A 13,476-nucleotide genomic window follows, 5' to 3' on the forward strand; every position below is an offset into this window, starting at 1 on the left:
GATGTCCCTCGTCGCGATCCTGATAGCAAACCCCGCGCGCCCCGCCATCACCGATGCGGTCCTCGCCGAGACCCGCCGGGTCCTGCGCACGGAGCACCAGCCGCGCATCCTCCACGGCGAGGTCGCCGCCGAGGTACTGGTGCCCGGAACACCGGCCGATGCGCCGGCCCTCGCCCGGCGCCTGCGCGCGGCGTTCGCGTCGGAGCCCTTCGACATCGCCGTCCTGCCCGCCGGCCCGCACCGGCGCAAGCGCCTGTTCCTCGCCGACATGGATTCGACCATGATCGAGCAGGAATGCATCGACGAGCTCGCCGGCACCGTCGGCCTGCGCGCCCAGGTCTCGGCCATCACCGACCGGGCCATGCGCGGGGAGATCGACTTCGGACCGGCCCTGCGCGAGCGTGTCGCCCTCCTGCGGGACCTGCCCGTCGGCGTCATCGATACCCTGATCGCCGAACGCATCACCCTCATGCCCGGCGCCCGGACTCTGGTGCAGACGTGCAAGGCCCACGGTACCCACACCTGCCTCGTCTCGGGCGGCTTCACCCTGTTCACCGGGCCGGTTGCGCAGAGGATCGGGTTCGACGAGGCCCATGCCACGACGCTCGGCGTCAGGGACGGAACACTCACCGGCACCGTTCACGAGCCCATCGTCGACAAGGCGACGAAGCGCGCCACCCTGGTCAATCTGCGCAGTCGCTTCGGCCTCGATCCGGCCGAGACCCTGGCGGTGGGCGACGGCGCCAACGACCTCGACATGCTGGCCGAGGCCGGCCTCGGCGTCGCCTTCCGGGCCAAGCCCGCGGTGGCCGCCGCCGCCCATGTCCGCATCGACCACGGCGACCTCACCGCCCTGCTCTACCTCCAGGGCTATGCGGCGAGCGAGTTCGTGAACTGAAGAAGGCCGCCCTCCCTTCGGAAGGCGGCCTTTTCAAAGTGACGACCAAGGGGCCCGGTCAGTCGAGGCCGAGGGCCACGAAGCGGACGTCGCCGGACGCGCTCGCAACCATGAGGAGCACCGACTTGCGGTTCTCCTTGCGCAGCTGCTCGACGCGCTTGGTCACCTCGGCCGGCGTGGTCACTGGCTCCTGGCCGACCTCGACGATGAGTTCGCCGGGCTTGATCTGCTTGTCGGCCGCCGTCGAATTCGGGTCGACCCGCATCACCACCACACCCTTGAGGGTATCCTTGATGCCGTAGCGGCGACGCAGGTCGTCGGTGAGGTTCGACAGGTTGAGGCCGAGCGCCTGACGCACGGCGCTCTCGGCCTCGGGCTGGCGGGCATTGGCGAGCTGCGGCTTCTCGTTGTCCTCCAGGCGCCCGAGGGTCACGGACTTCGTCGTCTCGGCGCCCTTGCGCACGACGATCACCTCGACGACCTTGCCGACGGGGGTCGAGGCGACGATGCGCGGCAGGTCGCTCGACGATTTCACGGCCGTGCCGTTGAACTTCACGATGACGTCGCCGACCTCGAGGTTCGACGCCTTGGCCGGACCCTTCTCGTCGACGCCGGCGATGAGGGCGCCCCGGGCGCCGCCCTTGAGGCCGAGTGCCTCCGCCGTGGCATCGTCGACGTTCTGGATGCGCACGCCGAGCCAGCCGCGGCGGACCTCGCCGAACTCGCGCAACTGGTCGATGACCTGCGACGCCGTGGCCGAAGGCACCGCAAAGCCGATGCCCACGGACCCGCCGGTCGGCGACAGGATCGCCGTGTTGATGCCGATGACCTCGCCGTTCATGTTGAACAGCGGGCCGCCGGAATTGCCCTTGTTGATGGCCGCGTCCGTCTGGATGTAGTTGTCGTAGGGACCGGACTCGATGTTGCGCCCGCGCGCCGAGACGATGCCGGCCGAGACCGAGCCGCCGAGACCGAACGGGTTGCCGATGGCGATGACCCAGTCGCCCGGCCGCATCTTCTCGGAATCGCCGAACGGCACCGCCCTGAGGGGCTTGTCGGCTTCGGGCTTCACCCGCAAAACGGCGAGATCGATCTTCGGGTCCTTGCCGATGATCTCGGCTTTCAGCTTGGTTCCGTTGTGCAGGATGACCTGGATGTCGTTGGCGTCGCCGATGACGTGGTTGTTCGTGACAACGATGCCCGACGCGTCGATGATGAAGCCGGACCCGAGCGAGTTCGACTTGCGCGACTGCTGGCGCGGGGTGTCGCCGTCCCCGCCGCCGCCGCGTCCGCCGCGCTTGCTGAAGAACTCCTCGAACAGGTCCTCGAACGGCGTGCCGGGCGGAAGCTGCGGGCCGCTGCGGGTGTTGGGCCGGGCCTCGACGGTGGTGGAGGCCGAGATGTTCACCACCGCGTCCGTCACCTGGTCGGCGAGGTCGGCGAGGGATTCCGGCCCCTTGGCGAAGGCGGGCTGGGACAGGCCGGTAACGCTGACCGAGGTCGCCAGGGTGGCGGCCACGAGAGCCGAGCACAGGGAGCGGCGCAGCGCTCGCAGGCGGGGCGCTGGGGCAGCGCGCGCGACGGATTCCATGTTCGACCTCTTGCCTGAAACGTTGCTCTTAGATCGTCCCCCGGACCCGGCGATCAAGGGGCCTTATGCTCTCATGGAAACGGCCGGCACTGGGGTGCCGGCCGCTGGGTCGCTGTCCACGGGGAAAGCGGTCGGTTCAGCGCCCGACCGAACCCGTCGCGCCCGCATCCCCACTCCGACCGGCGGTGGCCGGCGAGCGACCCTGCGGATCGCTGAAGTAGCGGAAGAAGTCCGAGGACGGGGACATGACGAGGCGGGTGTCGGAGCCCTTCAGCCCGGTCTCGTAGGCCTGCATCGAGCGGTAGAAGCTGAAGAAATCCGGGTCCTTGCCGTACGCGACGGCGAGGATGCGGTTCTTGTCGGCGTCGCCCTGGCCGCGCAGGGTCTCGGAGGTCTGGTTGGCCTCGGAGAGCAACACGGTCACGTCGCGGTCGGCCTTGGCCTTGATGGTCGCGGCGATCTGGTCGCCGTTGGCGCGGATGTCGGCGGCCTCGCGGTTGCGCTCCGTCGTCATGCGCCGATAGACCGCCGTGCTGTTCTGCGCCGGCAGATCGACGCGGGTCATGCGCAGGTCGACGATCTCGACGCCGAGCTCCTTGGCCTGCCGGTTCACGTCCCCCTGGATCTGATTCATCAGGTCCGAGCGCTGGGTCCGCACGATGGCATCGCGGGTCGAGCGCGCGAGCACGTTGCGCAGGGCCGAGTTGGTAAAGCTGGCGAGCAGGGTGTTGGCCCGGAGGATGTTGTTGGCCGACTGGTAGAACTTCAGGGGATCGATGATCCGGTAGCGGGCGAAGGCATCGACTTCGAGGTTCTGGCGATCGGCCGTCAGCAGTGTCTGCACCGGCAGATCGAGGTCGAGGACGCGCTTGTCGAAGAGCACCACGTTGTCGACGAACGGCACCTTGAAATACAGGCCCGGCTTGTCGGTACCGGTCTGGTTGAGGACGGCGCGCACGCGGCCGAACTGGAGGACGAGCGCCTGTTGCATCTGCCCGACGGTGAAGACCGAGGCATAGAGCAGGATGACGACGGCCGCCGCCGCGATTAGGAGGCCGGTGCGAAGGGCGGGATTGTTCATCGTGCGGCTCCACCGGTGCTGCGGGCGCCGAACTCGGTGAGCGGCAGGACGGGGACGACGCCGGTGCCGGCATTGTTCACGCCGGTGCCGTTCTGATCGATGATCACCTTGTTGACCGAGCCCAGGACCCGCTCCATCGTTTCGAGGAAGATGCGCTCGCGGCTGATCACCGGCGCGACCTTGTAGGAATCGTAGACCTGCTGGAAGCGGGCCGCCTGACCGGTGGCCTCCGCCGTCGCCTGCGTCTTGTAGGCCTCGGCCGCCTGGACGATCTGCGACGCCTTGCCCTTGGCCTGGGGCACCTCGCGGCTGGCGTAAGTGCGAGCCTCGTTCTGGGCGCGCTCGGCGTCCTGCTGGGCGGCGTTCACGTCGATGAAGGCGGGACGCACCTCGGGCGGCGGATTGACGGCCACGAGCTGGACCACCTCCATGCGCACGCCGGCGCCGTACTCGTCGAGCGCCTTCTGCGTGATCTCCTTGACCTCCTGGGCGACGCTCGACTGCTCGTTGGTCAGGATCGCCTGGATATTGCGGCGGCCGATGACCTCGCGCATGGCGCTCTCGGCGATGGCCTTGATGGTGCCCTCGGGGTTCTCGAGGTTGAAGACGTAGTCGGAGGCCTTGAGCGGATTCACGCGCCACTGCACTTCGAAGTCGAGGTCGACGATGTTCTCGTCGCCGGTGAGCATCAGGCTCTCCTCCGGCTTGTCCGTGGCGCGGCCCTGGGCGCCGAGTCCGGCGCGGTAACCGATCTGGATGCTGTTGACCTGGCCGACATTCGGCTTGGTCACGGCGCCGATGGGATAGGGGAAGTTGTAGTTCAGGCCCTGGCCGGTGGTGCCGGTGTAGCGCCCGAACATCGTCGTGATGCCGACCTGCTGGGGAGCCACCGTGTAGACACCCGTGGCGAGCCACGCGACGGCGACGAGGCCGGCCGCGATGAGGATACCGCGTCCGCCGCCCATGGAGCCGCCCGGCAGCACGCCGCGCAGGCGATCCTGGCCGCGCCGGAGCAGCTCCTCGAGGTCCTGGGGCGTCTTGCCACCACCCCCGCCGCCGCCGCCCCACGGGCCACCCCCGCCGCCATTGCCGCCGCTGCCCCGGCCCCAGGGCCCTCCCCCGTTGCCGCTACCGCCGCCGCTCTGATTGCTCCAAGGCATGCTCGCCGATATCTCCCGTTCCAGCAGCGTGTCCGCTGCGCAAAGCCTAAGTGGCACGAAGCCGATTTGCGCCATCCGGCCGCACCGCCACCGGCGTGCGAACCGTACCCCCATCGTGTGGACAAGAGCGTTGTACGGTCTCGATCAGTCCATTCCACCTGCGAGGCCACGCGCGGTCCTGTCAAGGTTGGGCCGCGGGCGGTGGGACGAGACGAATTCAGACTTGTCCAGGATTTGGGCATCGCCCGCCCGAATGACAACCGGCGGCGGAACCATTGCGCGATGGGTCGCGGGTCGGCCTTCGGCGCGCGTCACGCGATCCGCTCGAGATCGACGAAACTGAAGGCGCAGGCGTCGTGCCCGCCCGCCGGATGGGCCTCGCGAAAGGTCTCGTGGAACGCCGCACGGTCGAAGGGCGGAAACACCGTATCGCCCTCCGGCGACAGGGCCACTTCCGTGAGGTGGATGCGATCGGCCTGCGGGAGGGCGAGGCGGTAGATCTCGCCGCCCCCGGCCACCATCAGTTCGTCCGCGCCCTCAACCCGTGCCAGGACCCCGTCCCAGTCGTGCACCGTCTCGACGCCGGGCGCGGAGAAGGCGGGATCGCGGGTCAGCACCAGAATGCGCCGGCCCGGCAGCGGGCGTCCGATGGACTCGTAGGTCCGTCGACCCATGAGGACGGGCTTGCCGAGAGTCAGGGCCTTGAACCGCTGCAGATCGCTGCGCAGGCGCCAGATCAGGCTGTTGTCGCGGCCGATGACGCCGTTCTCGGCCACTGCGGCGAGGAGTGTGATGCGGGGACGCGCCATCAGACGGCCACCGGCGCGCGGATGGCGGGGTGCGGCGCGTAGCCCTCGATGGCAATGTCCTCGAAACGGAAATCGAACAGCGACGTGACGGCCGGATTCAGCGCGAGGCGCGGAGCTGGGCGCTCCTCCCGCGTGAGCTGGAGCCGGGCCTGGTCGAGGTGGTTCACGTAGAGATGCGCGTCACCGAGCGTGTGGATGAAGTCGCCGGGCATCAGTCCCGTGACCTGCGCGATCATCGCCGTCAGCAGCGCGTAGCTGGCGATGTTGAACGGCACGCCGAGGAATACGTCGGCCGAGCGCTGGTAGAGCTGGCACGAGAGCCGCCCTTCCGCCACGTAGAACTGGAACAGGCAGTGGCACGGGGCCAACGCCATCCGGTCGAGGTCGGCCGGGTTCCAGGCCGAGACGACGAGGCGGCGCGAATCCGGGTTGCGGCGGATCTCGTCGAGGACCCAGGCGATCTGGTCGACGCTGCCGCCGTCGGGTTTGGCCCACGAGCGCCATTGCCGGCCGTAGACGGGGCCGAGGTCGCCCTCCGCGTCGGCCCACTCGTCCCAGATGGTGACGCCGTTGGCCTGGAGCGCGCGGACGTTGGTGCTGCCGGTGAGGAACCACAGCAATTCGTGGATGATGGAGCGCAGGTGCAGCTGCTTCGTCGTGACCAGGGGGAAGCCGGCGGCGAGATCGAACCGCATCTGATGGCCGAACACCGAGAGGGTGCCCGTGCCGGTGCGGTCGTCCTTGCGGACGCCCTCGCGGAGGATGCGTTCGAGAAGCTGGTGGTAGGCGTGCATCGCGGCTCCGGCTGTTCCTTCGGGATAACGCGTCCGCGGCGGCGAGGCGAGATCGTGGGCGCGCCTCGTCTCGGTTGTCCCTAACGATCCTCACCCCTCGGGCCACAGCACCCAGGCGATCATGGCGAGGTTGCTCCAGGCGTGGAGGACGATGCAGGGCCACAGGCGTCCGCCGCGCCAGCGCAGCCAGCCGAGCATGAGGGCGAGCGGCAGGAGCGAGACCGGCCGGGCGAGGCCGAAGCCGTTGACGTGCGCGCCCGCGAACAGCACGGCCGTGGTCAGGATGGTGAGGGCGGGGCCGGCGCCCCGCAGGCCCCGGGCGAAGACGAAGCCGCGCATCAGCAATTCCTCGGCCACGGGCGCCAGCACGACGACGGTGGCGAGCCACAGGATGACGCCCCCGGCCTGGAGGGTCGGCGACAGGGTGGCGTTGCGGGCTACGGGCGCACCGAACACGGCACCCGTGCCCGTGACCCAGGCGATGTGGACGACAGGCCAGACGACGAGGAGCCACGCGAGGGTGCGCCGCGGCAGGCCGGCGTTCCGCGGAGCCGTCAGCGCCAGGGTCCGGCGCCACGAGGGTCCGTCGGCCCAGCGGGCGGCGGCGAGGACGAGGAGGGCGAGGATTCCCTGGCGCACGCCGTCGAGGGCGAGTTCGCGGGCGGCGAATTGGCGCGGACGCAAGGGGCTGCGCCCGGCGGCCGAGAACGGGTCGAGTCCGTCGAGCCAGTCGGCGCCCAGCCGTACGATCACCAGGGCGACGACACTTGCCCCGCCGAGGAGAAGCGCGGCTCGGAGCACCATGCCGGCCATGGCGAGCCCGGCCCGCGCGGCCGCGTGCCACCGCCCGGTGGTATCCAGACCGTCGCGTTCGGCAGGGACCCTCGGATCGGGCTTCAAAAGCGGCCGGACTCCCTCTATGTTCGCTGCACTGCCCGAAGTGCCGGCGACGGTGACGAGCAAGCCCCGCGTTGGCGGGGTGCTCCGACCCCGAGACGGTACCCGGCGCCTTCCGACAGAACCACGGGCCTTTGGACGCATCGCATGCGGGCTGGACAGGCCTCGGGTTCCGGCGGAAGGTCGAGGTCGTTCAGGACTACCGGAGAGGCTCGGAAACGGCGCTCCGCTCGATTTTCATCCGACCCCGGTGCGCCCTTGGGCGCGCGACGGCGGCCAGGCACCGGGTATAAGCGACCGCAGATGGCAGACGATCTGATCCGTTACGATCTTCTGGTGCAGGACGCCCTGCGCGGCGTCGTGCGCAAGGTGCTCACCGACGCCGCCCGGGACGGGCTGGCGGGCGAGCATCACTTCTACGTGTCCTTCCGGACGGAAGCGCCCGGGGTTCGGATGTCCCAGCGTCTGCGCGAGAAATACCCGCAGGACATGACCATCGTGCTCCAGCACCAGTTCTGGGATCTCAGCGTCAACGAGCACACCTTCGAGGTCGGGCTGTCATTCTCCGGCGTGCCCGAGCGGCTGCTGGTGCCGTTCGACGCGCTTTCGGGCTTCTTCGACCCCTCCGTCCAATTCGGTCTCAAGTTCGACCTGACCGAAGGCATGGAGGAGGCCGTGGAGGCGATGGACGACGACGTCACCCCTCTGGCCACCGGCAAGACGGCACCGCGCGGCGCCGCCTCGGAGCCGAGCGAGCTGAAGCCGAAGGGCACGGGACTCGCCGCCATCGGCTCCGGCGTTCCCAAGATCGGGCCCGCCACCGCTTCGACCCAGAACAACACGGACGGGGACGATGCGGACAAGCCCGCCGCCAAGCTGTCCATGGGCAAGACGCCGGCGAAGAAGCCCGAGGGCGAAGGCACCGAGGCCGGCGCCGAGGTCGTGAGCCTCGACGCGTTCCGGAAGAAGAGCTGACCGTCAGCCCCGGCGCTCCACGCCCATGCGCAGGCCGTGTTCCGGCCTCAGCGTGACCCGGTGCAGGGGCGTGACCGGCGGGTGATCCGCCGACACGCTCAGGCGGACGGCGCGGACGATGTGGGCCAGCACGATCACCGCCTCCTGCACAGAGAAGCTCTGGCCGATGCAGACGCGTGGGCCGGCCCCGAACGGCAAGTAGGCGAAGCGCGGAATCGCCTTCCGGGCATCGCCCAGAAAGCGCTCGGGGACGAAGGCGGCGGGATCGTCCCACAGGGTGCGGTGGCGGTGGAGCACGTAGGGTGCCACCATCACCAGGGAGCCGCGCGGAATCTTCACCCGGCCGATGCGATCCTCGGCGATGGCCTGACGGCTGAGGAACGGAACCGGCGGGAACAGCCGCATGGTTTCCTCCATCACCGCCTTGGTGAACGGCAGCGCGTCGGCATCGAATCCCTCCGCCGGCACGGCATCGACCTCCGCCTCGATCCGCGCGCGCGCCGTGTCGTCCTGCGACAGGCAGTAGAGTGCCCAGGTCAGGGCGTTGGCGGTGGTCTCGTGTCCGGCGGCGATGAAGGTGACGATGTTGGCCTTCACCTCCAGGTCCGTGAGGCCCTTGCCGGTCTCCGGGTCCTGCGCTTCGAGCAGCAGGGTAAGGAGGTCGGCGGGCGCCCGGTCGGCCGCGATCAGGGCGCGGCGCTTGTCGATGAGCGCATCCACCACCTCGGCGAAGAACCGCACGGCGGGCCGCGCCCGCAGGCGGCCGATGCGCGGCACGAAGCCCGGCACGCCGAACACGTCGAGGGGATCGATGGGCCCGACGGCCTCCAGGAAACGCGTGATCGCCCGGCCGAGCGCATCGGGATCGCTTTGCAGCCCTTGCGTAAAAATCGTCCGCTCCAGCACGTCGAGGGTGACGCGGGTCATCTCCAGGGCGGCGTCGACGGTGGTCCCGTCCCGCCGCGCGAGACGCCGCGCGATGCGGGCGCCGGCCGCGTTCATCGATTCGGCGAAACCCAGCACGTGGCGCGCCGAAAAGATCGGCGCCAAGGTACGGCGCTGGAGCTTCCACTCCTCGTCCTCGGCCGTGAGCAGGCCGTTGCCGAGGCCGGGGGCTAGCACCCGCCGCTGGAGGTCGTCCTTGCGGTAGTTGGCGGCGTTCTCGACGTAGAGGTAGCGGATCAGAGCCGGGTCGCTCACCACGGTGACGCGGCCCATGGCGCCCTCCCCGGCCATGACGGGCTTCTCGAAGTGCTCGTCGAGCCAGGTGGTGATGGGGTTGGACCGCGCCGCCTTGAGGAAGGCGAGCAGCCCCAGCGGCTGGCGCAGGGGGCGCGGCACGGCCGGGCGGAAGCGCGCGGGTGCATCGGGCGGGCACGGAACGGCGGCATCCATCATCGGCGTGTCATCACTCCATGGTCCGGGGCAGGTCGCCAAAAAAGCCTTGAGACTTCCACGGCACCGTCACCCGGTGCCATCGCGGTTTCGACCCACCCAGTCTAAGTAGGGTGCGCCGCAGCCACACGAAGAGGCCACGATGTCGCCCACCGAGACGCCCGCCACCCGCACGGAATCCGACACGTTCGGACCCATCGAGGTCCCGGCGCATCGCTACTGGGGGGCTCAGACGCAGCGCTCGATCCAGAACTTCAAGATCGGCACGGAGCGGATGCCGGCGCCCCTCGTCCACGCCCTCGGCCTCGTCAAGCAGGCCGCTGCCCTGGTGAACCAGGATCTCGGCGGCCTCGACCCGAAGGTGGCCCAGGCCATCGCGGCGTCGGCGGCCGAGGTGGTCTCGGGCGAGCACGACCAGGAATTCCCCCTCGTGGTGTGGCAGACCGGGTCGGGCACCCAGTCCAACATGAACGCCAACGAGGTCATCGCCAGCCTCGCCAACGAGTTGCTCGGGGCTAAGCGCGGCGGCAAATCGCCGGTGCATCCCAACGACCATTGCAACCGGGGCCAGTCCTCCAACGACGTGTTCCCCACCGCCATGCACATCGCGGTGTCGCGCGAGATCAACGACCGGCTGATGCCGGCCCTGAAGCACCTGCACGACGCCCTCGACGCCAAGGCCAAGACCTTCGCCGACATCGTCAAGATCGGCCGCACCCACCTGCAGGACGCGACCCCCGTGTCGCTCGGCCAGGAGTTTTCCGGCTACGTCGCCCAGGTGGCCCTCGGCAGTGCGCGCGTCCAGGCGACCGTGCCGGGCGTGCTGGCGCTGGCCCAGGGCGGCACGGCGGTGGGTACCGGCCTCAACGCGCATCCCGAGTTCGCTGAAAAGTTCGCCGCGAAGGTCGCCGAGCTGACGGGCCTGCCGTTCACGTCGGCCGAGAACAAGTTCGAGGCGCTCGCCACCCACGACGCCCTGGTGTTCACGCAAGGGGCGCTGTCGGCGCTCGCCGCCGGCTTGTTCAAGATCGCGCAGGACATCCGCCTGCTGGCATCCGGCCCGCGCTCGGGCCTCGGCGAGCTGTCGTTGCCCGAGAACGAGCCCGGCTCCTCGATCATGCCCGGCAAGGTCAACCCGACCCAGTGCGAAGCCCTCACCATGGTCTGCGCTCAGGTGATCGGCAACGGCACCACCGTGAGCTTCGCCGGCAGCCAGGGCCATTTCGAGCTCAACGTGTTCAAGCCCGTCATCGTCAACGCCGTGCTGCAATCGGTGCGGCTTCTTGCCGACGCGGCGATCTCCTTCACCGACAATTGCGTGGTGGGCATCAAGGCCAACGAGGACCGCATCGCCGACCTCATGAGCCGCTCGCTCATGCTGGTGACGGCGCTCGCGCCCTCCATCGGCTACGACAAGGCCGCCGAGATCGCCAAGACCGCGCACAAGAACGGCACCACCCTGAAGGAAGAGGCCCTGCGGCTGGGCTACGTCACGGAAGAGGAGTTCGAGCGCGTGGTGCGCCCGGAGACCATGCTGGCGCCCAGCGCCGACTGACGGAGGTTTTCGCGCATGGCGGAGATCATCAACCTGCGCGACGCCCGCAGGGCGAAGGCACGGACCGAGAAGGAGGCGAAGGCGGCCGACAACCGCATCGCCTTCGGCCGGCCGAAAAAAGCCAAAACCTTGGCGGAGGCCAAGAAGGCCATCGAGGTCTCGCGCCACGAAGGGCACAAGCTCGTGGGGCCGGATTCGGAGTGAGGGAGCGCAACCCGTGACCGGCGGCGTCACCAAGCGTTCGGTGATGATCGCCGGCCATCGCACCAGCGTGTCCCTGGAGGACCCGTTCTGGGACGCCCTTCGCGAGATCGCCGAGGCGCGCGGCCTGTCGGTCCAGACGCTGGTCGGCGCGATCGATGCGGGGCGGGACGGGCAGAATCTGTCGTCGGCGATCCGGGTGTTCGTGCTGGCGGCGGTGCGGGCGCCTCCGCGATCCTGAAGTGTCGCCTATCGGCGAACGCCCAGGAGGCTCCGCGACGCGGGCGCCCCGAACGTCCTGCGAAAATCGTTGGCGAAGTGGGCCTGATCGGCGAAACCCGCAGCGTGGGCGGCGCCCGTGAAGTTCGCCCCCGCGATGATGGCGGTGATGGCCCGGCGCATGCGGAGCCAGGAGCGGTAACGCCGGAACGGCACGCCGATCTCCTGGGTGAAGAGGTGTTGCAGACGCGACGAGGACAGGCCCACCGAGCCGGCGAGCGAATCGGCCGAAAGTCCGGAACCCGGGCCGGTCCCGAGGCGCGACACGACCTGAGCGATGCGCCCGTCCAGCCGACACTCCGTTCGGCGGCGTGAGAAGCCCGCGAGATCTGCGAGCGCTTCCGCGGCCCAGGCACAGGCGCCGCGATCCTCGTAGAGGGCACGCAGGGACACGATCTCGCCCCCTGCCGCGACGCGGGCGCCGGCGATGGAGGAAGCGCCCCGCATCAGGCCCGTCAGGGCGTGCGGCGAGGCCTCGGGTTCGAGGTAGAAGACCGCCACCGGGTCCCCGCCGCATTCGAGTTCGTGCGCCAAGCCCGCCGGCACGAACGCGGTCCGGCAGGTGATCCACGCTGTTCCGTCGAACCGGATCCGGAAGCGGCCGTAGAGGCCGGCGAGATAGACCGGCGCCCCATGCTGGTGGCTGGCGTTGTAGGCGAGCGGCCCGGCGAAGAAGGTGTGCGCGCCCTCCACATGCCAGAGCGGGCCGAGCGCAGCAGGTTCGTTCAAGCGCCGCCCTCCGTCACGATGCTAGCCCTGCCCTCGAGCCGGAGCCCTGGGATCATCCTGGCGCACGCGGACCGGCGGGGGAATGCCCATCATGATCGATCTTACCCGCCGCCGCCTCGCCGCCTCCGCCCTTGCCCTGGCCGTACCCCGTCCGGCCTCGGCGCAGGTTTCCTCGGCGCAGATTTCCTCGGTGCAGGTTCACCCGACGCAGGTTTGTCCGCCCGAAACGCCGCCCACCATCCACCGGGTTCGGCTCGGAGGCTTCACGGTGACGACCCTGCTCGATGCGAGCGCGATGATCGACGGCCCCTGGCCCATCGTCGGGGAGGACCGCGAGCGCGTCGAGGTCGAGGCCCTGATGCGGGAAAATCGCCTCCCCCCGAACCGATTCAAGCCGGGCTTCACGCCGACCGTCGTGCAGACCGGCCGCGAGACCGTCCTGTTCGATACCGGCAACGGCGAGGTCGGGTTCGTACCCCGTCCCGCCGGCGGGCAACTGGCGCGGCTCCTGGCCCGCGCCGGCATCGCGCCGGAGACCATCGACGTGGTCGTGCTGACCCATTGCCACACCGATCATATCGGCGGCCTCGTGGAGGGCGGGCGCCCCGTCTTCGCGCGGGCGCGCTACGTGGTCGGCGCGGCCGAGGACGCGTTCTGGCGCGACCCGTCTCGTCTGTCCGCGCCGCCCGAGAGCAACGCGTTCAAGTCGGCCCGGGTCTTCCGCAGCCACCTGCTGCCGCTTGCCGACCGCACCACCTTCGTGAAGCCCGGTGACACGGTGGCGCCGGGAATCACCGCGCTGGCCGCCTTCGGGCACACGCCGGGACACCTCGCCTTCCACGTCGAGAGCGCCGGCCAGGGCCTGCTGGTCTGGGGGGATTGCGCCCACCACGAGGTCGCCTCCCTGGCACGCCCGGACTGGCAGGCCTTCTTCGACATGGACAAGGAGCGCGGGGCTGCCACGCGCCGGACGATCTACGACATGGCCGCGACGGACGGGATTCTGGTCGCGGCCTATCACACCGCGTTTCCCTCCCTCGGCTACGTGGTGCGGCAGGGGACCGGCTACCGCTGGATTCCCCTCACCTACCAGCTCGATCCCTGAACCCGGG

The 13,476-nt window shown here is 69.6% G+C and carries 14 protein-coding genes; 6 read left to right on the forward strand and 8 right to left on the reverse strand.

Going from position 1 to position 13,476, the window contains the following annotated elements; all coding sequences use genetic code 11:
* Window position 1: 1 nt before the first annotated feature.
* Window positions 2-898 carry a phosphoserine phosphatase SerB gene (gene serB / locus MKK49_RS13675; RefSeq protein ID WP_244029255.1) on the forward strand — a complete coding sequence of 299 codons (897 nt, stop codon included), beginning with the start codon at window positions 2-4 and terminating at the stop codon, window positions 896-898.
* A gap of 58 nt (window positions 899-956) precedes the next feature.
* On the opposite strand, the gene MKK49_RS13680 is transcribed toward serB, so the two are convergent.
* The 6 genes from MKK49_RS13680 to MKK49_RS13705 all read right to left on the reverse strand — a co-directional run bounded on the left by MKK49_RS13680 (window position 957) and on the right by MKK49_RS13705 (window position 7,233).
* Window positions 957-2,489, reverse strand: coding sequence for a Do family serine endopeptidase (locus MKK49_RS13680; protein WP_244029257.1), 1,533 nt, complete (start codon window positions 2,487-2,489; stop codon window positions 957-959).
* A gap of 136 nt (window positions 2,490-2,625) precedes the next feature.
* Window positions 2,626-3,570 (reverse strand): protease modulator HflC, encoded by a 945-nt coding sequence (gene hflC, locus MKK49_RS13685; protein ID WP_244029259.1) that lies wholly within the window; start codon window positions 3,568-3,570, stop codon window positions 2,626-2,628.
* On the reverse strand, window positions 3,567-4,730 hold the full coding sequence (gene hflK, locus MKK49_RS13690; RefSeq protein ID WP_244029261.1) for an FtsH protease activity modulator HflK: 1,164 nt from the start codon (window positions 4,728-4,730) through the stop codon (window positions 3,567-3,569). Before hflK ends, hflC begins: the two co-directional genes overlap by 4 nt.
* Before the next feature lie 311 nt (window positions 4,731-5,041).
* The gene (locus MKK49_RS13695) at window positions 5,042-5,539 is read right to left on the reverse strand and encodes a dihydrofolate reductase (protein ID WP_244029263.1); all 498 of its coding nucleotides are present in this window, start codon (window positions 5,537-5,539) and stop codon (window positions 5,042-5,044) included.
* The gene (locus MKK49_RS13700) at window positions 5,539-6,333 is read right to left on the reverse strand and encodes a thymidylate synthase (protein WP_244029265.1); all 795 of its coding nucleotides are present in this window, start codon (window positions 6,331-6,333) and stop codon (window positions 5,539-5,541) included. Before MKK49_RS13700 ends, MKK49_RS13695 begins: the two co-directional genes overlap by 1 nt.
* A 90-nt stretch (window positions 6,334-6,423) precedes the next feature.
* Window positions 6,424-7,233 (reverse strand): CPBP family intramembrane glutamic endopeptidase, encoded by an 810-nt coding sequence (locus MKK49_RS13705; protein WP_244029267.1) that lies wholly within the window; start codon window positions 7,231-7,233, stop codon window positions 6,424-6,426.
* Window positions 7,234-7,533: 300 nt separating this feature from the next.
* Here MKK49_RS13705 and MKK49_RS13710 point away from each other — a divergent pair, with 300 nt between their 5' ends.
* Window positions 7,534-8,205, forward strand: a complete 672-nt coding sequence (locus MKK49_RS13710; protein WP_244029269.1) for an SspB family protein — start codon at window positions 7,534-7,536, stop codon at window positions 8,203-8,205.
* 3 nt (window positions 8,206-8,208) lie between these two features.
* Here the strand turns inward: MKK49_RS13710 and MKK49_RS13715 are convergent, their stop codons facing one another.
* On the reverse strand, window positions 8,209-9,603 hold the full coding sequence (locus MKK49_RS13715; protein WP_244029271.1) for a cytochrome P450: 1,395 nt from the start codon (window positions 9,601-9,603) through the stop codon (window positions 8,209-8,211).
* A 139-nt stretch (window positions 9,604-9,742) separates the two neighbouring features.
* On the opposite strand from MKK49_RS13715, the gene fumC reads away from it, so the two are divergent.
* From fumC to MKK49_RS13730, 3 genes are read left to right on the forward strand one after another with little or no spacing between them, the layout of a single operon-like run.
* Window positions 9,743-11,155, forward strand: coding sequence for a class II fumarate hydratase (gene fumC, locus MKK49_RS13720; protein ID WP_244029273.1), 1,413 nt, complete (start codon window positions 9,743-9,745; stop codon window positions 11,153-11,155).
* Between the two features lie 15 nt (window positions 11,156-11,170).
* Window positions 11,171-11,359, forward strand: coding sequence for a DUF4169 family protein (locus tag MKK49_RS13725; protein WP_244029275.1), 189 nt, complete (start codon window positions 11,171-11,173; stop codon window positions 11,357-11,359).
* A 13-nt stretch (window positions 11,360-11,372) separates the two neighbouring features.
* On the forward strand, window positions 11,373-11,597 hold the full coding sequence (locus MKK49_RS13730; RefSeq protein WP_244029277.1) for a ribbon-helix-helix domain-containing protein: 225 nt from the start codon (window positions 11,373-11,375) through the stop codon (window positions 11,595-11,597).
* An 8-nt stretch (window positions 11,598-11,605) separates the two neighbouring features.
* Here MKK49_RS13730 and MKK49_RS13735 read toward each other — a convergent pair whose 3' ends face one another.
* Window positions 11,606-12,364 carry an AraC family transcriptional regulator gene (locus MKK49_RS13735; protein WP_244029279.1) on the reverse strand — a complete coding sequence of 253 codons (759 nt, stop codon included), beginning with the start codon at window positions 12,362-12,364 and terminating at the stop codon, window positions 11,606-11,608.
* Window positions 12,365-12,446: 82 nt separating this feature from the next.
* Here MKK49_RS13735 and MKK49_RS13740 point away from each other — a divergent pair, with 82 nt between their 5' ends.
* Complete coding sequence (locus MKK49_RS13740) at window positions 12,447-13,469, forward strand: MBL fold metallo-hydrolase (protein ID WP_244029280.1); 1,023 nt, start codon at window positions 12,447-12,449, stop codon at window positions 13,467-13,469.
* Window positions 13,470-13,476 lie beyond the last annotated feature (7 nt).

This window comes from Methylobacterium sp. J-090 (assembly GCF_022829345.1).
Taxonomy (GTDB): domain Bacteria; phylum Pseudomonadota; class Alphaproteobacteria; order Rhizobiales; family Beijerinckiaceae; genus Methylobacterium.

Bases quoted from the DNA above. Each gene is read 5' to 3' on its own strand.
- fumC (WP_244029273.1), top strand. From the start codon at position 9,743: ATGTCGCCCACCGAGACGCCCGCCACCCGCACGGAATCCGACACGTTC.
- MKK49_RS13710 (WP_244029269.1), top strand. From the start codon at position 7,534: ATGGCAGACGATCTGATCCGTTACGATCTTCTGGTGCAGGACGCCCTG.
- serB (WP_244029255.1), top strand. From the start codon at position 2: ATGTCCCTCGTCGCGATCCTGATAGCAAACCCCGCGCGCCCCGCCATC.
- MKK49_RS13740 (WP_244029280.1), top strand. From the start codon at position 12,447: ATGCCCATCATGATCGATCTTACCCGCCGCCGCCTCGCCGCCTCCGCC.
- hflC (WP_244029259.1), bottom strand. From the start codon at position 3,570: ATGAACAATCCCGCCCTTCGCACCGGCCTCCTAATCGCGGCGGCGGCC.
- MKK49_RS13680 (WP_244029257.1), bottom strand. From the start codon at position 2,489: ATGGAATCCGTCGCGCGCGCTGCCCCAGCGCCCCGCCTGCGAGCGCTG.
- MKK49_RS13725 (WP_244029275.1), top strand. From the start codon at position 11,171: ATGGCGGAGATCATCAACCTGCGCGACGCCCGCAGGGCGAAGGCACGG.
- MKK49_RS13715 (WP_244029271.1), bottom strand. From the start codon at position 9,603: ATGATGGATGCCGCCGTTCCGTGCCCGCCCGATGCACCCGCGCGCTTC.
- MKK49_RS13700 (WP_244029265.1), bottom strand. From the start codon at position 6,333: ATGCACGCCTACCACCAGCTTCTCGAACGCATCCTCCGCGAGGGCGTC.
- hflK (WP_244029261.1), bottom strand. From the start codon at position 4,730: ATGCCTTGGAGCAATCAGAGCGGCGGCGGTAGCGGCAACGGGGGAGGG.
- MKK49_RS13695 (WP_244029263.1), bottom strand. From the start codon at position 5,539: ATGGCGCGTCCCCGCATCACACTCCTCGCCGCAGTGGCCGAGAACGGC.